This window comes from Rhizohabitans arisaemae (assembly GCF_025996515.1).
Lineage (GTDB): Bacteria > Actinomycetota > Actinomycetes > Streptosporangiales > Streptosporangiaceae > Rhizohabitans > Rhizohabitans arisaemae.
This window is the reverse complement of record NZ_BLRH01000060.1, coordinates 386,837-411,118: the sequence shown is the minus strand read 5'-3', so window position 1 is coordinate 411,118 and position 24,282 is coordinate 386,837. Positions and strand designations below refer to the sequence as shown.

Here is a 24,282-nt window from a genome sequence, read left to right as displayed (position 1 = left end):
GCCGCCCTCGCTCTCACCTACGTGGATAGGTCAGGCGCCGCAGCAGCGACTCGGCGGGTCCCCGTACTCCGGCCCTGCGCATGAACTCGGCCGCCACCACCGTCGCGGCCCATGTGCCGATCGCCAGCAGGGCCGTGGCGGCGGACCCCAGCCGTCCCCCGAGTCCGAGCGTATAAGGCGAAAGCAACGCCACGAACACCACCGATTGCAGAAGGTAGCACGTCAGCGAGCGCTGTCCGCAGGCCGACAGCGCGGTCGTCAGGGGGCCATGCCTCGTCCCGATCCACTGCGCGACCAGGGCGATCAGTGCCGCGTACCCCAGTCCGCCGGCGATGCCCGACACGATGTGGAGGGCGTTGAGCCCCATCACCACGCCGGGTTCGGCCCGGTCGAGGAACCCGCCGCCGAGCAACCCCAGGGGAAGCCCGCCGAGCGCTCCGGTGAGCGGCCCCCACACCGCGGCCCGCCGTACCAGGCGATCCGGTACGGACAGCAGCTCCCGCCGCCCCGCCCAGACCCCCACGAGCGCGGCGGTGAACACGCCCGTCATCCCGATGGGGGTCGTCACCCACTCGATCGGGCGCAGCGCCAGCGCCGTCAGCGGGTTCTCGGCGGCGAACGACCAGAAGTACGTGCGCTCCGCGGTGCCGTACGGCGTGCTGTAGACCACCGCCGACAGTAGGGCGACGGGGACGAGCCAGACCGAGGCGATGATCAGCAACGTCCGGTCGCGCACCCGCAGCAACCGGCATATCGCCAGCCCGAGCAGCCCGTAGACTCCGAGCACGTCCCCGGAGAACAGCAGCACGGCGTGGACCGCCCCGAAGGCGATCAGCCACCGGCTGCGCCGCCTCAGGACCCGCCGCCCTTCGTCGTCGTTTCGCCGACGGTTCCAGATCTGCACCATGCCGTAACCGAACAGCGCGGCGAACATCGGGTAGGCCCGCGCGTCCACGAGTGTCATGTTCAGCGTCGCCGTCACCCGGTCCGGCAGGTCGTGCTCGATGATGTGCTGCCGGATGCCGTACGGACGGCCGTACAGGTAGACGGCGGAGTTGGCCACGGCGATCAGCGCCAGCATGACGCCTCTGGCGAGGTCGGGGGCGAGCCGGCGCTCGCTCTCCCCGACGGGTCGCAACCCCAGGGTGGCAACCACGTTTCCTCCTCGGTTCGATGGGTTCCCGTCGAGTGTGCGAGAGAGGCCCCGGCCTTCGAATCGTGCGACCGTGCCGAAGTCACCGGCGGACGGACGATGCTCGCCATCCCCCGTTTGGAGGATGGCGGCGCCCGCGGTCACGGCGATACGGCGGATCGGTGGTTGTGTACCGGCTTCCGGCGGTAGCGTCCTGATGTGCCGATTGTGAGGGTCACCGGCGTGGTCGTCGAGGGCGACGCGATCCTGCTGCTGAACCAGGACACCGGCACCGGCCGGTCGTGGTCGCTGCCCGGCGGGAAGGTCGAGCCCGGTGAGACCCTCGCCGAGGCCCTGGTCCGGGAACTGCGCGAGGAGACCGGGGTGGAGGTACGGCCCGGCCGCCTGCTGTACGTGTGCGATCACCTTCCCGTCGGCGGAACCCATGTCGTGCACATCACCTTTGCGGCGAGCCGGGTCGGCGGTGTCGTCGGGGATGTCGCGGTGGGCCTGGACAGCCGCCCGATCCGGGGCGTGGAGTTCGTGCCGCTGGCGAACCTGACCGCACTGGGCTTCGGCGAGACTTTCGCCCGGCTGGCCCGCGACGGCTTCCCCGGCGCGGGCTCCTACATGGGGCCGAAGTCCGCCATCGGGCTGTGAGTCCCGGCCGGTCCGCGGTCCGCCGTACATTCATCGGCTAGTGGTTCCCCGTGATGAGCACGACCGCCATCATGCCCAGCGGAAAGATCCACGCCAGCGGCGCCGATCTCGGATGGGATGCCCGCAGCGCGCACCAAACGGCGTACGCGCACCACAGCGACCACCCCATGTGCATGCTGGGCATCGCCGAATACGTACTCGACATCGCCGGAAGCGTCGCGCTGCTGGTCGCCGCCGTGGCCGCTGTATAGGTGTGGGGCCGCCTCGCCGAGGCCGGCGTTCTCGTGCCCGTGATTCAGCGCCTGCGGATCGCGGGTCCGGCACGAGCTCGAGTCGTATCCGTACAAGCGGATAGGCGTCGGGGCCGTTACTTTGGGATCGGGTGCGCAGCCGACGGTGGGGGGCTCATGGTACGTCGGCAGTGGTGGTTCCGGAGCGGCCCGGCGGGTGCCCTGTACCGGGTGCCGCCGCGGGATCCCGCCTGGGTGCGCCGGGACGAGCTGGATCAGGTCACCGGAGTATTGCTGAAGCGCGGGGCCACGGGAGTGCCCGTCGCGTTGCTGGGAGAAGGAGGATCCGGGAAGACGGCGCTCGCGATCGACGTCTGCAATCTCGATCGTGTACGGCGGTACTTCTCCGGAGGGGTCTTCTGGGTGACGATCGGGCGGGACGGGACCGCCGCCGACGAGGCCGCGGCCGTCCGCGAGCTGATCGGAGAGATCGGGGATGAGAGGCCCGCACCGCCCGGCACCGAGTGGATGGCCCGCCGTCTCGGCGAGGTCCTGGGCGGTAGGCCCGGCCGGAAACTCATCGTCGTCGACGGGGTCCGGGACCGGTTGACGCTGTTCGACTTCGCCGCGGACAAGTCCCGGCTGCTGCTGATCACACGGGAGCCGGCGGCGCCGCCCATCGGCTCGGTCCGGATACCGGTGGGCCGGATGGCGCAACCGGTGGCCGCCGAGGTTCTCACCCGGGGGTTGCCGTCGGTGCGGGAGGAGCACGTGGCCCGGCTGGTGGCGCTGACCGGAGGCAGGGCGCTTTCACTGGCCCTGCTGAACAGGCGGCTCGCCGACGATGTGGCCCGGGGTACCGCGGTGGACACCGCGGCCGGGCGTGCGGTGGCACGGCTAGGCCGTGCGGGGGCGCCGGACATCCGGGAGATCGCCGTAGGGGAAGTCGTGGAGTACAGCCTGGAGGTGCTCGGGGTTCGGGACCGGTTTCTGGAACTGGGGGTCTTTCCCGAGGACGTCGAGGTGCCGACGAGCGTGATCGCCCTGCTCTGGCGGGGCTCGGGGCTGACCGCCGAACAGTCCGGGGAGCTGTGCGATCGGCTTGGCGGGTTGTCCCTCATCGGCAGAGGCCGGTTCGGCGAGCCGATGCTGCACGCGGTGGTCCAGGACTACGCCCGGTCCGAGGACGGACTCGGGCCCGCAGGGACGGCGGCGGCCCATCGCAGGTTGATCGATCAGCTCAGGGGTTCGCCGCCCGTCGCGGGCGGGCCGGACACCGCCTGGTGGGATCTGCCGCCTGATGAGGGTTACCTGCGGAACCACCTCGCGTACCATCTGCACGGCGGTGGACGTTCGCAGGAGTTCACCGCACTCGCCCGTGATCTGCGCTGGATCGACGCACGGCTCCACCGGGACGGACCGCTGGCCCTGGCGTCGGATCTCAGGCTGTGCGACGCACCCGGTACGGCCGGATTGGCGCGGCTGATGGCCCGGAGCGGCCACCTGCTGGGGGATCTCGGGGCGGAGTCGCTGTCCTCGGGGAACCGGCTCACCCACCTCGGCGAGTTGCCGGAGTTCGCCGATCGGCTCCAGGAAAGCGGAATCCCGTTCCTGAGTCCCGTCTGGCCGTTGCCCGAGATTCCACACCCTGTTGGGTACCGGCGGACGGGCCATTTCGGGATATCCGCGGTTGCCGTGTCCCCGGATGGATCATGGCTGGCCGGTGCCGGCCGGGACGGGCGGGTGCGGTTGTGGGGAGTCGACGGCGATCAACGGGTCATGTCGGCGGAACATGACGGCGAGGTGTCCGCGGTGGCGGTGGCCCCGGACGGTTCGTGGCTGGTCAGCGGGGGAGAGGACGCGACGCTGCGGCTCTGGGGGACCGACGGGGACGAACGGGGGGTGCTGCGACATGACTCCGGCATCTCCGCGGTGGCGGTGTCCCCGGACGGTTCGTGGCTGGTCGGCGGCGACCGGGGTGGGACGGTGCGGTTGTGGGGAACCGATGGGGACGAGCGTGGGGTACTGGTGGGGCATGAGGGTGGGGTTCACGCGGTGGCGGTGGCTCCGGACGGCTCGTGGCTGGTCAGCGGAGGCCGGGACGGGACGCTGCGGCTCTGGGGGGCCGACGGCGGTGAACGGGGGGTGCTGACCGGGCATGACGGTCCGGTATGCGCGGTCGCGGTGGCTCCGGACGGCACATGGCTGGTCAGCGGAGGCTGGGACGGGACGCTGCGGCTGTGGGGAGCCGACGGCAGCGCACAGGGGGTCGTGACCGGCCATCGGCGCATGGTGTCCGCGGTGGCGGTGTCCCCGGACGGTTCGTGGCTGGTCAGCGGCGGCTGGGACGGGACGGTGCGGCTGTGGGGGGCCGACGGCGGCGCGCGGGAAGTGCTGGCCGGGCATGGGGACGCGGTGGAGGCCGTTGCGGTGGCTCCGGACGGGTCATGGCTGGTCAGCGCCGGCTACGACGGGATGGTCCGGCTGTGGGGGGCCGACGGGAGCGAACGGAGGGTGCTGAAGGGCTATTCCGATGGAGTGCATGCGGTGGCGGTGTCCCCGGACGGCTCGTGGTTTGCCGTCGGAGGTGCGGTCGGGACGGTGCGGCTCTGGGGCGTCGCTGGTTGTGCGTCTCCGGTGCTGCACGGTCATCCGGCATTGGTAAGCGCGGTTGCGGTGGCTCCGGACGGCTCATGGCTGGTCAGCGCCGGCTGGAGCAAGACGCCGCAGCTGTGGTGGGCCGACGGAACCAAGCGCGGGGTGCTGGCCGGACATGCCTCTTTCGCGGGGTCGGTTGCGGTGTCCCCGGACGGCTCGTGGCTGGTCAGCGCCGGCGGGGACGGGACGGTGCGGTTGTGGGGGGCCGATGGGGACGAGCGCGGGGTGTTGACGGGTCACCAGGGCATGGTGAATGCGGTTGCGGTGTCCCCGGACGGTTCGTGGCTGGTCAGCGGAGGCCGGGACGGGATGGTGCGGCTGTGGCATGCCGACGGTGGCGAACGGGCGGAGCTGATCGGCCATTCCGGTCCGGTGCGTGCGGTGGCGGTGTCCCCGGACGGCTCGTGGTTTGCCAGCGGAGGCGATGACGGTTCGGTGCGACTGTGGGACGCCGACGGGGAACCGCGCGGGGTGCTGACCGGGCATAGGCATACGGTTCTGGCGGTTGCGGTGTCCACGGACGGCTTGCGGCTGGCCAGCGCCGGCTCCGACGCGACGGTCCGTGTGTGGGACGTGGCCGCGGGAGGAAACTGCGTCGCCGCCGTACAGACCGGGTCCATGCTGCACGGCGTCGCCTGGCTGCCCGGGAGCGGAGAGCTGCTGGCCGGCGGAGTCAGCGGCCTCCACCGCTTCCGGCTCCGGCTGCCCGACGAGGCGCCGGCACGCTGACCGGAGTCGCGGTTGATCTGCGTGAACCTTCCTCGGCATCGGGGAGACTGGGGAGCCGAAGAACCTCACGGCTGATTCACCCGGCTGAGCCCGTACAGGACGATCATCGGCGTAGGGCAGCGTTCCCGGGAGGTGCACGTCGCCGGGTGTCCTCGTCGAGGGACTGGAGATCAGGGAGTACGGGCGCGTAGCCGGTCGTCCAAGAGGAGAAGGTCGTCCACGAGGCGCTCGGGGGCGTTCGCGGCCAGCTCCAGGTCGGCGACCACCACACTGCCCCCGGCCGGGGCGGGACAGGGATACACCGTCAGCGTGTCCGGCAGCCCGGCGGCGTCCACCTCCGGCGGCACGTAGGTAACCGTTGAAGCCTGAACTGCGTCGCGGACGTCGATGAGTTCGTCGAGGAGCCGATTGTTGGTGATGCGCACCGTTGCGGCGTCGGAGGCTTCAACGACACCACCAACCAGGGAGATCAGCCAGGACACTGAGTGCTCCCGCAGGACGCGGGCACCACCCTGATCGGTTGGATAGCGGGTGTAGAACCCGAACGTAGCGGTGAAGGGCCATTCGTCCAGTGCGCCGGCTGTCCAGAATGAGTTGATCATGTTCTTGGGTCTATCCGACAAGCGGCCCTGGACAACGCTGCTGGTCCCCACAAAATCCAGCATGTTCCCGAAGTCGTCGAGACGGCGGCTGGCGACCATCTCGGCGGCGATGGCGTTCAGATCGGCCCACTGATCAGATGTCACGTCCTCCGAATGCCAGACGAGTGGAACACCGTAGGCCTCGGACACATGATTCGCGACTACGTCCAGAAGATCACGCAGCCGCCGGGCTTCCCCGTGCCAGCGCTCCATCGGGACATGAGAACCCGTCGAGATCGTCCATTCGTCGATTCGCACGGAGCCATCCTTTCTCATTCCGGCGGCATCGGCCGATGCACCGCACGAATCCGGCCTGCAAGCCGATTGTCCAGTGCGAATATCCCATTGAGTAGGCGGGCTACGTTGCGCTCGGCGCACCACCACTCCACTGGTCGCCCCGCACCCACCTGTACTTGATCCAGCGCCCGCTCCTTCAGCTTGGGCAGCCCACTGCGTCTGGATTCAGCCCACCATGAGTGGAACTCGCCGGTTGCCTTGTCGATGAATTGGGCGTATCGGCCTTTGGCATCGATAAGTACCTCAACTGGTATGCCATCCCGCTGTTCGGTTCTGGCCGCGTCGAACAGGACCTTCTCGTCGCCACGAACGACAAGGTACTCGCGACCTGGCGGTCCGCCGCATTCACGTCTCACCCAGTCTTCGTAGTCGGCGTTGAACGGGGCGCCGTGGTATCGCGGGGGTGCGACGACCCAGCCATGGCCGAGAATCGTCGCCGCGTAAAGAATGATCAGGTCATGGCACCTCGGCATATGGCCGCGGGCGTTCTCAACATGGTTCAACGCACCGCTGAAGTGCGCCAGCGCGTGCTCAGGTAGCGGAGAGGAACCACCGTCGGCCACCGGTGTGAGGGTGTGGATCGCGGTTTCCAGGCTCTCCCGGCCGGATTCCAAGGCTTCCATGGGAAGGGCGTCCGCGATGGCGCGCAACCGTGCCGCAAGCTCGGTGATCAGGGACACCGTAACCGCCGATCGTGCCGGGGGAATGATCAGGGCGTACATCGCCGCAGCGGCCACATGACGGTCGCCCGTCCTCAATACGACGTCGAGCCCGCCGAGCTACCCGGCAACTCTGGAAATCACTGTGAATTCCTATTCCATGGTTACATAAGGCGACCCTGTGCTACCACAACGTGAAATAGATGAAGTGTCTAAGCAAAACACCCAGTGCAGGCCTATGAGCTGTGCCCCGCCAAGGCGAGCCCGTACCCGGTGGGTTGCCTGGCCGGCTGAGGGAGAGCCGCGTACCGAGCGGCAGCGATTCGCCGAGCCGGAAGGCCGCGCAGCCCGTACCGGAACACGGGAAAGGGCCGCGCAGCCCGTACCGAGTGGCCGGTTTCCGGCGTTCGAGGGGAGAACCGTCCCGAGCGGAAGCAACTTGTCGGGTCCGTAGCCGCAGAGCCCGTACCGGGCGCGGAGAAAAGCGCCGCGGAGCCCGTACGAGCTCCGCGGCTTTGCGTCTTACTGGGTGGAGAGGGGGATCCAGGCTTTGTCGGTGAGGGTTTGGGTTTCGGTGACTTCGAAGCCGGAGGGGGAGAGGGTCCAGAGGGAGTCGCCGATGAGGATGGTGCGGAGGAGGGCGGTGCGGCCGTCGTAGGCGTTCCGGCCGTTCTTCTCGGGGTGCTTGAGCAGGCCCTGCTTGGTGATCTTGCCGTCACGGACGGTCAGGACGAGGGCACCGCCGGGTTTGCCGTCGTTGCGGCCGATGGGGATGACGGTGAGGCCGGTGTCGGGGCGGTAGAGGAACGCGTGCGGGTTGTGCTCGGCCTCGGAGAAGGTGTTCTTCTCGTGGTACTGGTCGAGGCGGTTCGGGTTGGCGGGGTCGGCCACGTTGAACAGGGAGACCTGGGTGCCGAGGATGCGGCCCTTGGCGTCGGCTTCCTGGCCGACGCCGATGAGCCTGCCGTCGCCGGCGGGGTGCAGGTAGGACGAGAAGCCGGTGATCTTCAGTTCGCCGGTGACCTTGGGGGCGGCGGGGTCGCGCAGGTCGAGCGAGTACAGCGGGTCGGTCTGCCGGAAGGTGACGACGTAGCCGATGGGCCCCATGAAGCGGACCGAGTAGATCCGCTCGTTCTTGCCGAGACCGGTGACTTCGCCGACCTGCTGGAGGGTGTCGGTTATGAGGACGTGCACCCCGTTTGAGGTCGGCGCCTGCGGCTGGGGCTCGTCGGCCGGTCCGGGCGCGAGGGGAACCTGGTCGGTGGTCGTGGTGGCGACCCGGAGGTGGCCTTCATGCTCGGAGAGGGAGTACTGGTTGAGCAGACGGCCGGGGATCTTGCCGGAGGCGACGTAGCGCGGGCTGCCGGGCTGGCTCAGGTCGAACCGGTGGATCTGCGTCTCCTCCTTCGGCGGGGGAGGCGGCTGGACGGTGGCGGCCGACGGCTTGACGGGTGGGGGTTCGGTGGCGGCGTCCGCCGGTAGAGGTGACTTGACGGGGGTGGGGCCGCCCGTGGGGGTGGCCTGCAGCCGGGTTTCCGGGATCTCGGTCTGTACGGGATCGGCCGGGGTCCGGGTCTCGGCGGGTGCCGGGGCGGGGGTCACACCGGGGGGTGGAGCGGGGACCGCGGTCGCGCCGGAGGCCGGTGTGGGCGCCGGGACCGGCGGGGGCAGCGGCTCGGGCATGAACGGCACTCCCCACCAGTAGGGGTTGCTCGCCACATACAGGTTGGTGGCCGAGCTGTACACGGTGTCCCCGTCGGCGACGACGCCGATGGAGACGGGCTGGAGGCCGGTGTTCAGGTCGACGGTGTGCACGGTCACCAGTGAGGTGCCGGTGTACTCGTCGGGGTGGCTGATCTGCTCGCAGGGGACGGTCTTCTTCTCACCGTCGATCTCGTACTGGGGGAGCCACGCCTCCAGCGGTGCTTTGCCGATGGTTTCGCGCAGAAGCTCCAGATAGTCCTTGGTGCTGGAACCCTGGTTCGCGCTGGGGAGCGTGATGTCAGGTCTGTTGCGAACCACCAGGCGGGCGGTCGAGCCGACCATCCGTCCGTCGACGTACTCGCCTTCGGCGGTCATCGAGTTGAGGAGTTTGGGTTCGGTCGCGGACAGGTCGACGAGAAGGAACTTCGACCCGTACGGCACGGCGTAGCCGGGCTTGATCTTCGTCGTCGCCGACGCCAGGGGGACGCCTTGGACCAGGACGAGCGCGCGGTCGCCGCTGACCAGGAGTTTGGTCGGGCTGTAGCTCTGCTCTTTGTCCAGGATGCGCAGTGAGCCGGTGACCTTGCGGGTGGCGACGTCGATGACCCGGAGTACCCCGTCGGTGACGTTGACGATTCGCTTCCCGTCGGTCTTGACGATGTCCGGCTCGTCGACCCCGGCTTCCTGCACGTTTGTGGTGGAGTACGACCCGGAGGAGCCCGCCAGGCGGAAACCGCCGGAGTCCTGGGCGGCCGTCTTGCTGTTGGGCGCTGCGGGCGCGGCTTCGGAGTAGGCGATGCCGGGGTGGAATCCGAGCCGGGAGAGGTTCTTGCTCGCGGCCTCGCGCAGCCCCTGCAGCAGGTCGTCGCAGCTGGAGTAGTTGACCAGCTGGATCTCACCGAGGTTTACCGCTTTGTTCGGGGCGGGGTCCGGGCTACTCGCGCCGGATGTACATCCCGCGGCCAGGAGCCCCGTGATTATCACGGCCGCGGCGATTGTACAAGTCCTGTTCATGGCTGTTTGACGCCTACCTGTCCGTCAAGGTTCCAGGGTTACCGGGCGGTAGTCGTACGGAGGATGCGCGAATAGGATTCAAACCATGGCGCCGATCACCGTGGACCGTGAGCTCAACGTCGACATGCTGGCCCGTCTCACCCGGCGGGTCGTCTCCGGGGGCGAAACCCGGCCGGTGATCGCCCCCTTCACCGGGGAGCCCTTCGCCGAGCTTCCGGTCTCCACCGCCGCCGACGTCGCCACGGCTTTCGAACGGGCGCGCGAGGCGCAGCGGACCTGGGCGGCCACCCCGCTCAAGGAGCGGCTGGCGCCGTTCGAGCGCCTGTACGACGCGATCTTCGATCGGCGGATGGAGATCCTCGACATCGTGCAGTGGGAGACCGGCAAGGCCCGCTGGCACGCGGTCGAAGAGGTGGTGGACGTCGCCGGGTGCACCCTGTACTACGTACGGCGTGCGCCGAGCCTGCTGAAGCCGCGGCGCCGCAAGGGGATCTTCCCGGTGGCCACCAAGGCGTACGAGCTGCGCCACCCCAAAGGCGTGGTCGCGGTCATCTCCCCGTGGAACTACCCGCTCTCGCTCGGGGTGACCGACGTCGTCCCGGCCCTGATCGCGGGAAACGCGGTCGTGCACAAGCCGGACTCCCAGACCGCGCTTTCCACCCTGTGGACGATCGACCTCCTGGTCGAGCTGGGTATGCCGGCCGAGATCTGGCAGGTGGTGACCGGGGAGCCGGGTGAGGTCGGCGGTCCGCTGTTCGAGGAGGCCGACTACGTCTCGTTCACCGGCTCCACCGCCGCGGGCCGTAAGATCGCCGAGGCGGCGGCGGAGCGGCTGATCGGCTGCTCGCTGGAGCTCGGCGGGAAGAACGCGATGCTCGTGCTGGACGACGCCGACCTGGACCTGGCCGCGCACGGTGCCCTGCAGGCCTGTTTCGCCAACGCGGGACAGCTCTGCGTCTCCGCGGAGCGGATCTACGTCCACGAGTCGGTCTACGCCGACTTCGCCGAGCGGTTCGTCCGGCAGGTGAAGAACATGCGGCTCGGTTCCGGGCTGGACTGGTCGGTGGACATGGGGTCGCTCACCTCCCTGCGCCAGCTGGAGGCGGTCTCGGCCCATGTGGCGGACGCGGTGGTCAGGGGGGCGACGGTGCTCGCCGGGGGTAAGGCCCGGCCAGACCTGGGGCCGTACTTCTACGAGCCCACGGTGCTCGCCGGTGTCACCGAGGAGATGAAGCTCTGCCGGAGCGAGACCTTCGGCCCGGTCGTCTCCCTCTATCGCGTTAAATCCGATAAAGAGGCGATATTTCGGGCTAACGATTCCGACTACGGGTTGAACGCCTCGATCTGGACGCGGAACCCGCAGCGAGGGTGGCACCTGGCCGCCCAGCTCAAGACGGGCAGCGTCAACATCAACGAGGGCTACCGGGCGGCGTTCGCCTCCTACGACGCCCCGATGGGCGGGATGAAGTCCTCCGGGCTCGGCCGCCGCCACGGGGCCGAAGGCCTGCTCAAATACACCGAGGTGCAGACGATCGCCGCGCAGAGCCTGATCGGATTCGACCCGGTGCTGGGGATGTCCTACGAGAAATACGCCGACACCCTCACCGGACTCCTCAAGGCCATGCGGCGCCTTCGCCTGAAGTAGCCCGCTATCCGGCTCTTTCCGCCGACGGGTCAAGCGGGCCGGATAGACTGAGGACTCCGCAGCTCACTGGGGGTCCTGAACCACGTGTCTGACTTCGACACCGTCCTCGTCGTCGACTTTGGCGCGCAGTACGCGCAGCTCATCGCCAGGCGTGTCCGCGAATGCTCCGTCTACTCGGAGATCGTCCCCTCGACCATGCCGGTCGAGGAGATGCTCAAGCGGAACCCGAAGGCGATCATCCTCTCCGGCGGGCCGTCCTCGGTCTACGCCGAAGGGGCCCCGGCCGTCCCGGCCGGCCTCTTCGAGACCGGCCTGCCGACCTTCGGTATCTGCTACGGCTTCCAGGCGATGGCGCTGGCCCTCGGCGGCGAGGTGAAAAGGACCGACATCGCCGAGTACGGCGGCACGCCGCTCGCGGTGGTCGACGAAGGGGTGCTCTTCGCCGGGCTTCCGGCCGCGCTGTCGGTCTGGATGTCGCACGGCGACTCGGTCGCCGCGGCGCCCGAGGGGTTCGCCGTCACCGCCGCCACCGAGGTCACCCCGGTCGCCGCCATGGAGGACACCGAGCGCGGGCTGTACGGCGTGCAGTTCCACCCCGAGGTGCTCCACTCCGAGCACGGGCAGGACGTGCTGCGCCGCTTCCTCTACGAGGCCGCGGGCTGCCGTCCCTCCTGGACGATGCTGAACATCGTGGAGGACGCCGTCACCGCGGTGGCCGAGCAGATCGGGCCGACCGGCCGCGCCATCTGCGGGCTGTCCGGCGGGGTCGACTCCGCGGTGGCCGCCGCGATCGTGCAGCGGGCCATCGGCGACCGGCTCACCTGCGTCTTCGTCGACCACGGGCTGCTCCGCAAGGGTGAGGCCGAGCAGGTGGAGAAGGACTTCGTCGCCGCCACCGGGGTGCAGCTGCACGTGGTGGACGCCGCCGACCGGTTCCTCACCGCGCTCGTCGGGGTGGTCGACCCGGAGGAGAAGCGGAAGATCATCGGCAGGGAGTTCATCCGGGTCTTCGAGGCCGCGGCGCGGGAGATCTCCGCGCACGAGCAGGTGGACTTCCTGGTCCAGGGCACCCTCTACCCCGACGTCGTCGAATCCGGCGGGGGTACGGGCACCGCGAACATCAAGTCCCACCACAACGTGGGCGGCCTCCCCGACGACCTGCGGTTCACGCTGGTCGAGCCGCTGCGCTGGCTGTTCAAGGACGAGGTACGGCGTGCCGGGCTGGAGCTCGGCCTTCCGGCCGCGATCGTCGGGCGGCAGCCGTTCCCCGGGCCGGGTCTGGGCATCCGGATCATCGGCGAGGTCACCCGCGACCGCCTGGACATCCTCCGGGAAGCCGACGCGATCGCCCGGGAGGAGCTCTCCCGGGCCGACCTTGACGGGCACATCTGGCAGTGTCCGGTGGTGCTCCTCGCCGACGTCCGCTCCGTGGGGGTTCAGGGCGACGGGCGGACCTACGGACATCCCGTCGTGCTCCGCCCCGTGACCTCCGAGGACGCGATGACCGCGGACTGGGCACGGGTGCCGTACGACGTGCTCGCCCGGATCTCCACCCGGATCACCAACGAGGTGCGCGAGATCAACCGGGTCACCCTCGACGTCACCAGCAAGCCGCCGGGCACCATCGAATGGGAGTGATCCCCGGTAAACCGGGTCGCGATTCCGCTTGAATCCGGGGCGTCCGCTGTCAGCATCGAGACATGGGCACGCGCAGAAGGCGGGGCACCACCGGGCGCGACCTCGTCGCGTTCTGGCACACGGCGGCACAGGTCGGCTTCATCCCGGAGAACACCGCGCTCTCCCTGCGCTCGGCCTGCGCCCGGGTGCTCGCGGTCTACCCGGATTGGCGGACCCTCGACGTCACCCGCCTGGATGTGGAGCAGACGCTCGGCGATTTCACCCGGCTCCATGAACACCGGCTGAGCGGGAGCACCCTGCAGGCGTACCGGTCCCGGTTCCGCCGGGCGGTGGCCGACTTCCTCCGGGACGCGCGGGGCCCGGGTACCCGTCGGCCGGTGGAGCCGGAGGATGAGGCCGAGCCGGAGGCGGCGGACTTCGATCCTCGGCCCGCCGCAGGCCGTACCGGACATCCGGCACTCCGGGAGCGGTTCGACGAGATCGTCAAGTACGATCTCGCGCTCGCCGGGGGGCGGGTGGCCCGGCTGGTCCTGCCGATCGACCTCACCCACGCCGACGTGGCCAGGCTCCTCGGGTTCCTCCGCACGATCCCGCTGGACCAGGAGGACGCGGCGGGCTGAGCGCCTATCGGTGCGGCGAGGCCTGGAGGCGGAGCCGGTCGGACTCCTCCGGGGGGATGAACTCGAACGACGGCGGATAGATCTCGCCGGGCCGGAGTCCCCGTCCGAGTAGGTGGGAGACGGTGACCAGGTGGTACCCCCGCTGTTTGAGGGTGCGCAGGATGGTCGGCAGCGCGAACACCGTGGCCGGGACGGTGTCGTGCATGAGGACGACGCCGTCCGGCCGGGCGTGCTTGAGCGTGCGGTCGATGATCGCCTGCCGGGATCGGGTCTTCCAGTCCTTGGACGTGGCGTTCCAGATGACCTGGGCGAGGCCGAGATCGGCGCTGATCAGGGAGACCCGGTGATCCGTGGCGCCGTACGGCGGCCGCATGATCCGGGGTTTGCGGCCGGTCGCCTGCTCGATGACGTGCTGGGTGTCGGCGAGTTCGTCGCGGATGGCGCTGTCGGGCAGGGAGGTGAGCCGGGCGTGGCTGAAGCTGTGGTTGCCGATCTCGTGCCCGGCGGCGGCGATCCGCCGGACGGTCTCCGGCTGGAGGACCACTTTGCGGCCGACGACGAAGAAGGTCGCCTCGGCGTCGTGCCGCTTGAGGGTGTCCAGGAGGCTGTCGGTGAGCGGTCCGGGGCCGTCGTCGAAGGTGAGGGCGATGCAGGCGACCAGCCGGCAGTCGGGGCGGGCCACGGCGCGAGCGGTGTGAGCGGCGGTGGTGGGGGTGGCGACGACGAGCGGGACGATCAGTCCGATCGCCGCGGCGATCAACCTCTTCATGGGGGGCCGGTGCTCCTTGCGCTCGTGCACATGGGAAAGGCGCCGACCCCCGGTGTGACCAAAGGGGTCATTGGGGCTCTTGGGGAGGTGGCACCGGCAACGTAGCGTAGCGGACCACCGGTGGCCGCGAGTGGTGTTCGGATCAGTGCGCCCTCGCTGATCCGCCGGTCAATGCCGTCAGCCATAAGTCAAGAACTCGCCATGAAGCGGCCACAGAGTGGCTTGCCGTAAAACCCGGCGCGCGACGGCTCACCATGCTGGCTAAGGAGATTCAGGGGATCCCTGAAGTCGCCGACCCCCGAACCCGAGCTGTCGAGGAGTTTTCGCAATGACGCCACTGTTGAGCGTCGTCATCCCTTTCTACAACGTCGAGCTCTATTTCGAAGAGTGTCTATCATCTCTTGCAAATCAGACATTAAATGATATTGAGTTTATTCTGGTTGATGACGGTTCGTTGGATGGCAGTGCGGTAATCGCGAAGAACCATGCCGTACGGGACACACGATTTCGCCTCGTGGTCCAGGAGAATCAAGGCCTGGGCCGAGCCCGTAACAACGGGGCGAGAGCGGCCAAGGGGAAGTACCTCGCGTTCGCCGACAGCGACGACGTTCTCCCGCGATACGCCTACGAACTCCTGGTCGGATCACTGGAGGAGACCGGCTCGGATATCGCCTGCGGCGGGGTACGGCGCCTCAGCGCGGCCGGGGTGACCAAATCCTGGCTCCACGTCGAGCCGTTCCGTCGATCACGGCGAAAGACCCATGTCCGGGAATTCATTCCCCTCATTCAAGACCGGACGATATGGAACAAGGTCTACCGCCGCTCGTTCTGGGACCGGCACGGATTCGAGTTTCCCAGCGGGCTCTACGAGGACTCCCCGGTCACCGTGCCCGCGCACGTCCACGCCTCCTCGGTCGACGTGCTCCGCAACATCGTCTACTACTGGCGGATGCGCGAGGGGGGCGGGCTCTCCATCACCCAGCGATCCGCCGAACTGCCCAACATCGCCGACCGGCTCGCCGCGGTCGAGCGGGTGGGCGCCTTCATCATGGAGCACGCCCCCGAGATCAAGCCCGGATTCGACAAGTCCGTCCTCGACGTCGACTTCCACCTCGCGGTCAACGCCATGGCCCTGGTCGGCGAAGACGAGCGGGAACCCCTCCTCGAATTGATCAACCCCTATCTGGAGCACGTCGAGCCCGCCGTGTTCGAGAGCCTCACCGCGATCCGCCGGCTCAAGTTCCACCTCGCGCTCCGGCGGATGGTCCCCGAACTGCTGGAGGTCATCGCCCACGAACAGCAGGGGTCCGTATCCCGGCGGCCGGTGCGCAAGGGGCGCTTTCGCGCGAAGTGGTACGCCGACTACCCCTACTTCCGGGACCGGCGGCGCGGCGTTCCGGACACCGTCTACGACATCGGGCGGGAGCTCACCCTACGCGCCCGGGTGGATCAGATGGGCTGGAGCGCCGGAAAGCTCCGGCTGACCGGCCGCGCCTACGTCCCCGGGGTCGAGTTCGCCACCCGGGGCCGGCACCGGATCCGCGTCTGGCTGCGGGAGAGCGAGACGGGCGCCGTACTCAACCTGCCCGTCGAGCAGGTCCACCGCCCCGAGATCACCGCGGACTCCGACCAGTCCGCGGTCTGCTTGGACTGGGCGGGCTTCACCGCGGAGCTGGATCCGACCTGGCTCAAGGAGAACGGCAAGTGGCGGCAGTGGACCTGGGAACTGCACGCCTCGCTCACCGGCCCCGGGATCCGCCGGACCTCACCCGTAGCCGGCCCGTGGAACGTGCACGCCCGGACGCCCCGGCGGCACGCGGTGACCACCGGGGTGCTGGTGCAGTCCTCGGTCGACGACGAGAACCACCTGGTCGTCGACGTCAGGATTCCCCGGGCGCTCGTCACCTCGTGCCAGCTCACCGACGGCCATCTGGAGCTGGAAGGCTGGTCCAAGGGGGACGCCGCGCAGGGCCTCAAGGTCGTCGCGGTGAGCCGGCTCACCGGCGCCGTCGTCGAAGCCGCCGCCGAGGTCACCCCCGCCTCCTCGGGGCCCACCGGGTTCCGCACCCTGTTTCCCCTCGCCGATCTGGTGGTACGGGCGAAGCCGCCCGCCGCCGACCTCACCGGGGACACCTCGCTCGGGGCCGCCGTCGGCGACGGGATCGACTGGGACTTCTCCGTGCTGGCCGGGGGGAAACGGATCCGGCTGGGGGTCGCCGAGTACCTGTCCCTCCCCCGTCACCTCGCCGGTGAGCGGGAGGTCGTGCTGGTCACCACCCGCCGGGGCAACTTCAGCGCCGTGGAGCGGGCGACCCGGCCGTTGATCGACCGGGTGGAGTGGAGCGGGCAGGGGCGCCTCATCCTCGGCGGCGACCTGCCCGGCTGGGCGGACCGCCCGGAGCACCTGATCGCCCGGCGCCGCCGCAGCGGGCACGCGCACCGCCTGCCCGTCCGCTGGCAGGGGGATCGGTTCAGCGTCGAGCTCACCCCGGATCGCATGCCGGGCCTCGGGGGCCCGCTTCCGCTCGCCTCGGGGAGCTGGGACGTCTTCGCGGCGATGCCGCAGGGCGAGGTCCCGGTCGCCCTGGACCGGCGGCACCTCGGCGCGCTCCCCGGTCCACGGACGCTGGGCGTGCACGAGTTCACGGTGCACGTGCATCAGACCGACGCGCTGCACCTGTGGGTCCGCACCGCCCTCGCCGAGGACGAGCGGGGAAGCTACCTGCAGACGCGCCTGCGCGACCGGCGCTACCCGGCCGCCCGGAAGGAGTCGCTCCGGGACGTGGTGGTCTTCGAGAGCTACGAGGGCGCCCAGTACTCCTGCAGCCCGCGGGCCGTCTTCGAGGAGATCCGGTCGCGGGGGGAGGGGCTGGAGTCGGTCTGGGTGACCAAGGACGGGCAGTTCGCCCCGCCGGACGGGGCCCGGACGGTGCTGATGGGCACGCGGGAGTACTACGAGACCTTGGCGCACGCCCGCTACGTCGTCGGCAATTACGGGCAGCAGCCGTGGTTCGTCAAGCGCGAGGGCCAGATGTACGTGCAGACCTGGCACGGCACCCCGCTGAAGCGGCTCGGCTTCGACCTGCGCGAGATGCCGTACAAGCGGACCGAGAAGCTGGACTGGATGGAGCGCGAGGTACCCCGGTGGGACCTGCTCGTCTCGCCCAACCCCTTCACGACGCCGATCATGCGGAGCGCCTTCCGGTACGAGGGCGAGATCGTGGAGTACGGCTATCCGCGCAACGACGTCTTCTTCCACCCCTCACGCGAGGAGCGGGAGCGGAGTGTACGGCGCAGGCTGGGGATCCCCGAGGGCAAGCGGGTGATCCTCTACGCCCCGACCTGGCGGGACGACGCGCACATCGCGGTGGGGAAGCGGCTGTTCAATCTGGAACTCGACGTGGAGCGGGTCCAGGCGGCGCTCGGGCGGGACCATGTGCTCCTGCTCCGCACGCATTATTTGATCACCGATCGCCGCTACGAGGAATATCCAGACTTTGTAATCGATGTCGGGCTTTATCCGGATATTGCGGATTTGTACTTGGTAGCCGATGTACTGGTGACCGACTACTCCTCGGCCATGTTCGACTATGCGAACACCGGCCGCCCGATCGTCTACTTCGCCTACGACCTCGAGCGTTATCGCGACGAGGTCCGCGGGTTCTATTTCGACCTCGAAGCCGCGGCGCCCGGGCCGATTCTCCGTACCACCGACGACGTCGTCACGGCGTTGCGCGAGGTCGACTCCTGGGAGAAGGCGTACGCGGAGCCGTATTCGGCGTTCGTCGCGAAATTCTGCCCGTTTGACGACGGGAAAGCCTCGGCACGCATTGTCAACCGCATGCTCAACAGCTGAAAGGACACACGATGACGGTCGTCGCGACAGCGGGCCCGAAAACGCTAGACCAGGTCACCGGCTGGTTTCCGCACGCGGACCAGCTGCTCTTCGAATGGTTCCTGAACTACCAGGCCATCCGTGACATCCGGGGTGACCTTCTGGAGCTCGGGGTGTACTTCGGTAAGAGTGCGATCTTCACCGGCCGGTTTCTGCGCGAGGGGGAGACCTTCACGGTCTGCGACCTCTTCGAATCCGAGGCACCCGACGCCGCGAACCGCTCGGAGATGAGCGACTCGTATTCCACGCTGCAGCGGGAGGCGTTCGAGGCCAACTACCGCGCCTTCCACCCGGCCCTGCCGCGCGTGGTGCAGGGGCCGAGCTCCACCATCCTCAACCATGTGCGGCCGGGCACCTGCCGGTTCGTGCACATCGACGCCTCCCACCTGTACGAGCATGTCAAAGGGGACATCGTCGCCGCCCGCACCGTGCTGGACAGCGGCGGGATCGTGGTGCTGGACGACTACCGCACCGAGCACACGCCCGGGGTGGCCGCCGCGGTCTGGGAGGCCGTCTTCGTGGCGGGACTCCGGCCGATCTGCCTGAGCGGTCAGAAGTTCTACGGCACCTGGGGCGATCCCGCGCCCTGGCAGCACGCCCTGCTCGGCTGGGCGGTGTACCAGCCGCAGCTGCGGATGAGCAGGCAGCGGATCGCGGGGGCCAGGGTACTCCGGGCGGCCTATCGCGCGATCCAGAAATAGTCGGGACCCTCGGGAGAGTGGATGAACATGCCCCCGCTGCTCAGTGTCGTAGTGCCCTTTTACAACGTCGAAAACTATTTTGCGGAATGCCTGGCATCCCTGGCGGCACAGACACTGGAGGACGTCGAGTTCATTCTGGTCGACGACGGATCGCCGGACGGCAGCGGAGTCATCGCAAAGTCCTACGTCGAACGCGATTCGCGATTCCGTCTCGTCGAACAGGAGAACCGCGGGCTCGGTCCGGCCCGTAACACGGGTGCCGCCCACGCGGCCGGAAAGTATCTGGCTTTCGCCGACAGCGACGACGTATTACCCCGTCACGCGTACGAACTGCTCGTCGGTTCGCTGGAGGAAAGTGGATCCGATCTCGCCTGCGGCGGGGTGCGCCGGCTCGGATCGGGGGGGACGAGCCATTCGGCCGCCCATATCGATTCGTTCGTGAAGACGGTGAAGAAAACCCACGTCTCGGAATTGCCGACACTTTTCCAGGATCGGACCGCGTGGAACAAGGTGTTTCGGCGGAGTTTTTGGGACACCCATGCCTTTCGATTTCCATCGGGCATGTACGAGGACCATCCGGTAACCGTTCGCGCCCATGTGCTGGCGTCCGCGGTGGACGTGCTCAAGGACGTCGTCTACTACTGGCGGGTCCGTGCGGCGGGGGAGCGGTCGATCACGCAGCGTCGCCGGGAACTCGCCAACATCTGCGATCGGCTCGTCTCGGTGCGGGACGTCTCGGCCTTCCTGGCCGAGTCCGCCCCCCAGCTGAAACGCCACTACGACGAGGTGATCGCGAGCTCCGACCTGCCCGCGCTCGCCGAGGCGCTGGACGCGGTCGCCGAAGCCGACGAGGCGGAGCTGGTCAGGCTCGCCGTGGACTGCGTGAACGACCTCGATCCGGCCGCGCTCGCCAAGCTCCCCGTGATCAAGCGGCTCAAGGCGCACCTGATGCGGCGGGGTCTGGTCGCCGAGCTGCGCGAGGTGCTCCGCTTCGAAGGGGGGGAGATCAGGGACGCCGAGGTGGTCCGGCGCGGCCTGTTCCGGCACCGCTGGTACGCCCGCTACCCCTACTTCGGCGACGCCAGGACGGGCGTCCCCGACGAGGTCTTCGAGCTGGGGGACGAGCTCGCGCTCCGGGCGAAGGTCGACGAGGCCCGCTGGCACGACGGGCGGCTGCGGATCGCGGGGCACGCCCTGATCAAACATCTGGACGTGGCCTCCCCGGCGCAGAGCGAGATCCGGATGTGGCTGGTGCACGCCAAGAACGGCACCCGGATCCCGCTGACGGTGCGCCGGGTGCAGCGGATCGACGTGACCGCGGACTCGGGGCGGTCGTCGGCGTGCTACGACTGGACCGGGTTCGCCGTCGAGGTCGACCCGGCGGTGCTCGGGACGCAGCGGGCGGTCTGGGAGCTGCACGTCACGGTGGCAAGCCACGGGGTGCGGCGGAGCGGGCGGGTGGCCGGGCTCGGCACCGCGTCCGGGCGGGAGATCGCCGAGGGGGTGCTCGCCCATCCGATCGACGACGGCGGCTTCGCGATCAAGGTCTCGGTGCCCCCCGCCGTCGTCACCGAGTGCGCGGTGCTCGGCGGCGAGCTGCTGCTGCGCGGGAGGGCGGGCGAGGAGGTCGGGGCGTTGACCGCCACCCGGCGGCAGGGTGTGACCCGGGTGGTGGGCTCGGCGTCGTCGGAGCGGGAGGGACGTTTCCTGGCCCGGCTCCCGCTGGAGGAGCTGATCGCCGGTCCGGACCCCGGCGACCTGGCCGCCGCCCAGATCAAGGACGGGGTCGACTGGGACCTGTCGATCGAGGCGCCGGAGGCCACGTTCCGACTCTCGGTCCTCGGCGACCTTCCCTCGGTGCGCTACGTCAAGGACGGCCGGGAGGTGGCCGTGGTCCGTACCCGGCACGGCAACCTGGCCGCGATCGAGCGGGTTTCCCGGCCGCTGGTGGACCGGATCGACTGGTTCGAGGGGGATCGGCTGGTGCTGACCGGCGAGTACGGCGGGCGCCCGGATTCGCTGACCCTGCGCCACCGCCGCTCCGTCGAGGAGCACACGTTCCCGGTCACCTGGGAGGGGGACCGGTTCACCGTGGTGCTGACCCCGGCCGCGGTCGGGGATCCGCTGGGCGACCTGCCGCTGCGCAGCGGGACCTGGGACCTGCTGGTGCGCGGGGATTCGGGGGAGACGGCCGTCTCGGTGGCCCGTTCCGCGGTGGAGCGGCTGCCGAGGCCGCATGTCACCGGGGTGCACGAGGTGAGCGTCCGGGCGCAGCAGGGGGACACCCTGGGGCTGCGGGTGCGTCCCGCGCTCCGGCCGGACGAGCGGGGACGCTACGCGGAGGTACGGCTGCGCTCGACCGCCCGGCACCACCGTTCGCCCCGGGCCGAGCTCGCCGTCTTCGACGGTTACGGCGGCCGGCAGTACGCCTGCAACCCGCGGGCGATCTCGGAGGAGCTGGCCCGGCGGGGTGGGGTGGAGTGCGTCTGGGTGACCGCCGACGGGCAGTTCCGGGTCCCCGACGGCGTCCGTACCGTGCTGCAGGGCAGCCGCGAGCACGAGCAGGCGCTGGGGGTGGCGCGGTTTGTGGTGGGCAACCGTACGGCGCCCCGCTGGTACACCAAACGGCCTGGGCAGATGTATCTGCAGACCTGGCACGGCACTCCGCTCAAGCGCCTGGGCCGCGATCTGGCGCGGATGCCGTACCGCCGGGTGGAGCTGCTGGACTGGCTGGAGTACGACGTGCCGAAGTGGGATCTGCTGATCTCGCCCAGCCCGTTCGCCACCCCGATCTTCCGGCGGGCGTTCGGCTACGAGGGGGAGATCCTGGAGTCGGGGTATCCGAGGAACGACGCGCTGCTCGCGCCTCGGGCGGACGCCGTCGCGGCGGCGGTCCGGCGCAGGCTCGGCATCCCCGAGGGGAAGCGGGTGATCCTCTACGCGCCGACCTGGCGGGACGACCATCAGGTCAACCACGGGACGCGCCTGTTCACCCTGGAGCTGGATCTGGAGCGGGCGCACGCCGCGCTCGGGGAGGACCACGTGATCCTCCTGCGCACCCACTACCTGGTGACGGATCGGTCCGCGCTCGCGCGGTACGCGATCGACGTCGCCGGCTACCCGGACATCGCCGACCTGTACCTGATCGCGGATGTGCTGGTCACCGACTACTCCTCGGCGATGTTCGACTTCGCGGTCACCGGCCGCCCCATGGTGTTCTTCACCTACGACCTGGCCCGCTACCGGGACGAGGTCCGCGGGTTCTGCCTCGACCTGGAGTCCGAGGCACCCGGGCCGCTGCTCACCACCTCCGATGAGGTCATCGCGGCCCTGCGCTCCCTCGACCCCGCCGCCTACGCCGGCCGGTACGCCCGCTTCACCGGGAAGTACTGCCCCTTCGACGACGGGAAGGCCTCCGCCCGGGTCGTCGACCGGCTGCTGGAGTCATGACCGCTCGAACGGGCTCGGCTCCGGCAGATACCGCTCCAGGAACCTGCGGAACCGGGCGTCCTGCTCGGGCGTGGTCGCGTCGGTGTCGTTGAGGCAGAACGCGTCGTACTCCCGGCAGGCCAGGATGCGCCGGAGCTTGGCGGGCGTGCGGGCCACGGAGAGATCCACATAGGTGTACTCGATCGATCCGTGCACCGCGCGCCCGCTCAGGTAGGCGTAGTACGGATGGAGGGAGGAGGCCATCGACACGTCCGTGCTTGAGCGGAACCGCCGGTGCGCGGTGGCCCGTACCTCGGCGGCGAAACGCCGTTCGATCTCGGCGAGCAGGCTGCGGCGCAGGGCGTAGGGGGCGTGCTTCATCTTGTTCATGATCGAGCGGCTGTAGGCCTGGTGGAGCAGCCGCCGGTTGTTCTTGGCCGCGGAGTGGACCGGCGACTCCTCCGGCAGGGGAGGCCCGAGCGGCACCTGGGCCCGGGAGGTGAAGAACTGGGGGATCCCGTTGGGGTGGAAGAACATCTGCGGGGAAACCGGGCGGCCGAGGAAGAAGTCGTCGTTGAGGTAGAGGAAGTGCTCGGACAGGCCGTCGATGTGGTGCAGCTGCGTCTCGATGGCGTGTGAGTTGAACGTCGGGAGGGCGTCGGGCTCCTGGAAGATCTCCTTGTGGTCCACGATGCTGATCTTCGGGTGGTCGACGTCCAGCCAGGCGGGCACCTGGCCGTCGGTGACGATCCAGATGTGGCGGATCCACGGGGCGAAGGCCGCCAGGGAGCGCAGGGAGAACCGGAGTTCGTCCCGGCTCGTGTAGCGGGCCTCGGTCGTCGAGTGCTCGTTCGGGGGCAGGTCGGCGCAGCCGGCCAGGACGGCGTCCCGGCGCGCCCGCCAGGCCGGGTCGTCGCCGTCCACCCAGGTGTAGACCGCGTCGACCGGGAACCCGATGTCGTCGACGAGCGGCACGACGAACTCCGTGCGGGTGGGGGCCGGACTGTCCTCGTCGTCGGTGAGCCAGGTGAAGAGGGTCTCGTCCGCCTGGACGAGCTCGCCCGCGACCGGGATGGCCTCGGTGACGAGGTTCGGCTGCGGGGCGCGCAGTTCGCCGCCGCGCTCCTCCCAGAACTCCACCGTGCAGCCGTACTCCGGCCCGAGGACCCAGCCGCCGGTGGGGGGCGCGAAGTACAGCGCGACGTGCAGTATCGGGACCTCGGCCAGGCCGCGCCAACTGCCGCGGGCGGCGCCGAGCCGCGGGCTTCCCGGGTCGGTCCCGGACGAGATGTAGAGGGGCCGGCACGCGGCGGTGGCGGCGAGCGCCGCGAGCGCGGCGCTGCGGTGCCTGGTGGAGACGGCCACGGTCGAGGTGAGCGCCGAGGAGTTGCGGACCAGGAAGTACGGGAGCCGGGCGGCCTGGAGTGCGGTGCGGACCAGTTCGAGGGTGTCCCGCCGGGCCTGGACCGGGGCCACGCCACGGCATCGGCGGACGAGCCGGAGCCGGTTGCCGGCCTTCAGCAGGACGAGGTCGGGGTCGGCGAAGAGGTCCGGGCAACCACGGCGAAAACGCAGCTCGGCAATCCGGCGAATTGCCTTATTTAATAGCGTTTTCGCAGGACTTTCCGCGCTCCGGCGCCCCGTTTTCCGGCGCCCCGGATCCCCACCCACGGCGGTCGGGGTCCCCGACCTCGGCGCCCGGGGCTTAACGGCGTTATCGTGCATGAATCCTCCCAAGGGCGAGGAATGATGAATCGGCGCTAACCTCTGGTCAAGAAGCGGTAATGAGATTGCCCGTCGGTTACCAGTCGCCTCAGTTTCCCAGCGGGCGGTAGTCATCCTGGCATGTATGCCGATGTTC

General features: G+C 69.3%; 15 protein-coding genes. 8 read left to right on the top strand and 7 right to left on the bottom strand.

Annotation, left to right across the window (positions count from 1 at the left end):
* Positions 1-13: 13 nt before the first annotated feature.
* On the bottom strand, positions 14-1,156 hold the full coding sequence (locus RUR_RS30280) for a DUF418 domain-containing protein (RefSeq protein ID WP_283138633.1): 1,143 nt from the start codon (positions 1,154-1,156) through the stop codon (positions 14-16).
* A gap of 195 nt (positions 1,157-1,351) precedes the next feature.
* Here RUR_RS30280 and RUR_RS30275 point away from each other — a divergent pair, with 195 nt between their 5' ends.
* Complete coding sequence (locus tag RUR_RS30275; protein WP_283138632.1) at positions 1,352-1,792, top strand: NUDIX domain-containing protein; 441 nt, start codon at positions 1,352-1,354, stop codon at positions 1,790-1,792.
* A gap of 37 nt (positions 1,793-1,829) precedes the next feature.
* Here RUR_RS30275 and RUR_RS36885 read toward each other — a convergent pair whose 3' ends face one another.
* On the bottom strand, positions 1,830-1,967 hold the full coding sequence (locus tag RUR_RS36885; protein WP_428847052.1) for a phosphatase PAP2 family protein: 138 nt from the start codon (positions 1,965-1,967) through the stop codon (positions 1,830-1,832).
* A 232-nt stretch (positions 1,968-2,199) separates the two neighbouring features.
* Between RUR_RS36885 and RUR_RS30265 the strand changes: the two genes are divergently transcribed.
* Positions 2,200-5,409, top strand: a complete 3,210-nt coding sequence (locus tag RUR_RS30265; protein ID WP_283138630.1) for an NB-ARC domain-containing protein — start codon at positions 2,200-2,202, stop codon at positions 5,407-5,409.
* Positions 5,410-5,579: 170 nt separating this feature from the next.
* Here RUR_RS30265 and RUR_RS30260 read toward each other — a convergent pair whose 3' ends face one another.
* The 3 genes from RUR_RS30260 to RUR_RS30250 all read right to left on the bottom strand — a co-directional run bounded on the left by RUR_RS30260 (position 5,580) and on the right by RUR_RS30250 (position 9,694).
* Positions 5,580-6,308: a hypothetical protein gene (locus tag RUR_RS30260; protein ID WP_283138629.1), complete on the bottom strand. Its 729-nt coding sequence runs from the start codon at positions 6,306-6,308 to the stop codon at positions 5,580-5,582.
* A gap of 14 nt (positions 6,309-6,322) precedes the next feature.
* Positions 6,323-7,069: a hypothetical protein gene (locus tag RUR_RS30255; protein WP_283138628.1), complete on the bottom strand. Its 747-nt coding sequence runs from the start codon at positions 7,067-7,069 to the stop codon at positions 6,323-6,325.
* Between the two features lie 459 nt (positions 7,070-7,528).
* Positions 7,529-9,694, bottom strand: a complete 2,166-nt coding sequence (locus RUR_RS30250; RefSeq protein WP_283138627.1) for a beta-propeller domain-containing protein — start codon at positions 9,692-9,694, stop codon at positions 7,529-7,531.
* Positions 9,695-9,809: 115 nt separating this feature from the next.
* On the opposite strand from RUR_RS30250, the gene RUR_RS30245 reads away from it, so the two are divergent.
* The 3 genes from RUR_RS30245 (at position 9,810) to RUR_RS30235 (ending at position 13,627) form a co-directional block, all read left to right on the top strand.
* Positions 9,810-11,369 carry a succinic semialdehyde dehydrogenase gene (locus tag RUR_RS30245; RefSeq protein ID WP_283138626.1) on the top strand — a complete coding sequence of 520 codons (1,560 nt, stop codon included), beginning with the start codon at positions 9,810-9,812 and terminating at the stop codon, positions 11,367-11,369.
* 84 nt (positions 11,370-11,453) lie between these two features.
* Positions 11,454-13,007 carry a glutamine-hydrolyzing GMP synthase gene (guaA, locus tag RUR_RS30240; RefSeq protein WP_283138625.1) on the top strand — a complete coding sequence of 518 codons (1,554 nt, stop codon included), beginning with the start codon at positions 11,454-11,456 and terminating at the stop codon, positions 13,005-13,007.
* A gap of 62 nt (positions 13,008-13,069) precedes the next feature.
* Positions 13,070-13,627, top strand: coding sequence for a hypothetical protein (locus RUR_RS30235; RefSeq protein ID WP_283138624.1), 558 nt, complete (start codon positions 13,070-13,072; stop codon positions 13,625-13,627).
* 4 nt (positions 13,628-13,631) lie between these two features.
* Here RUR_RS30235 and RUR_RS30230 read toward each other — a convergent pair whose 3' ends face one another.
* Positions 13,632-14,396 (bottom strand): polysaccharide deacetylase family protein, encoded by a 765-nt coding sequence (locus RUR_RS30230; protein ID WP_283138623.1) that lies wholly within the window; start codon positions 14,394-14,396, stop codon positions 13,632-13,634.
* Positions 14,397-14,724: 328 nt separating this feature from the next.
* Here RUR_RS30230 and RUR_RS30225 point away from each other — a divergent pair, with 328 nt between their 5' ends.
* Genes RUR_RS30225 through RUR_RS30215 form a run of 3 tightly spaced genes read left to right on the top strand, consistent with a single transcriptional unit; the run spans position 14,725 to position 22,442 of the window.
* Positions 14,725-18,252, top strand: coding sequence for a bifunctional glycosyltransferase/CDP-glycerol:glycerophosphate glycerophosphotransferase (locus tag RUR_RS30225; RefSeq protein WP_283138622.1), 3,528 nt, complete (start codon positions 14,725-14,727; stop codon positions 18,250-18,252).
* A gap of 11 nt (positions 18,253-18,263) precedes the next feature.
* Positions 18,264-18,992, top strand: coding sequence for a class I SAM-dependent methyltransferase (locus tag RUR_RS30220; RefSeq protein ID WP_283138621.1), 729 nt, complete (start codon positions 18,264-18,266; stop codon positions 18,990-18,992).
* A gap of 21 nt (positions 18,993-19,013) precedes the next feature.
* Entirely contained in the window at positions 19,014-22,442 is a 3,429-nt protein-coding gene (locus tag RUR_RS30215) for a bifunctional glycosyltransferase/CDP-glycerol:glycerophosphate glycerophosphotransferase (protein ID WP_283138620.1), read from the top strand.
* Here the strand turns inward: RUR_RS30215 and RUR_RS30210 are convergent.
* Positions 22,437-23,897, bottom strand: coding sequence for a stealth family protein (locus RUR_RS30210; protein WP_283138619.1), 1,461 nt, complete (start codon positions 23,895-23,897; stop codon positions 22,437-22,439). The two genes, RUR_RS30215 and RUR_RS30210, sit on opposite strands and share 6 nt — an antisense overlap.
* Between the last annotated feature and the right edge of the window lie 385 nt (positions 23,898-24,282).

Coding starts and splice junctions, on each gene's coding strand:
- RUR_RS36885 (WP_428847052.1), bottom strand. CDS start 1,967: ATGCACATGGGGTGGTCGCTGTGGTGCGCGTACGCCGTTTGGTGCGCG.
- RUR_RS30265 (WP_283138630.1), top strand. CDS start 2,200: ATGGTACGTCGGCAGTGGTGGTTCCGGAGCGGCCCGGCGGGTGCCCTG.
- RUR_RS30255 (WP_283138628.1), bottom strand. CDS start 7,069: ATGTACGCCCTGATCATTCCCCCGGCACGATCGGCGGTTACGGTGTCC.
- RUR_RS30245 (WP_283138626.1), top strand. CDS start 9,810: ATGGCGCCGATCACCGTGGACCGTGAGCTCAACGTCGACATGCTGGCC.
- RUR_RS30235 (WP_283138624.1), top strand. CDS start 13,070: ATGGGCACGCGCAGAAGGCGGGGCACCACCGGGCGCGACCTCGTCGCG.
- RUR_RS30230 (WP_283138623.1), bottom strand. CDS start 14,396: ATGAAGAGGTTGATCGCCGCGGCGATCGGACTGATCGTCCCGCTCGTC.
- RUR_RS30225 (WP_283138622.1), top strand. CDS start 14,725: ATGACGCCACTGTTGAGCGTCGTCATCCCTTTCTACAACGTCGAGCTC.
- RUR_RS30220 (WP_283138621.1), top strand. CDS start 18,264: ATGACGGTCGTCGCGACAGCGGGCCCGAAAACGCTAGACCAGGTCACC.
- RUR_RS30215 (WP_283138620.1), top strand. CDS start 19,014: ATGAACATGCCCCCGCTGCTCAGTGTCGTAGTGCCCTTTTACAACGTC.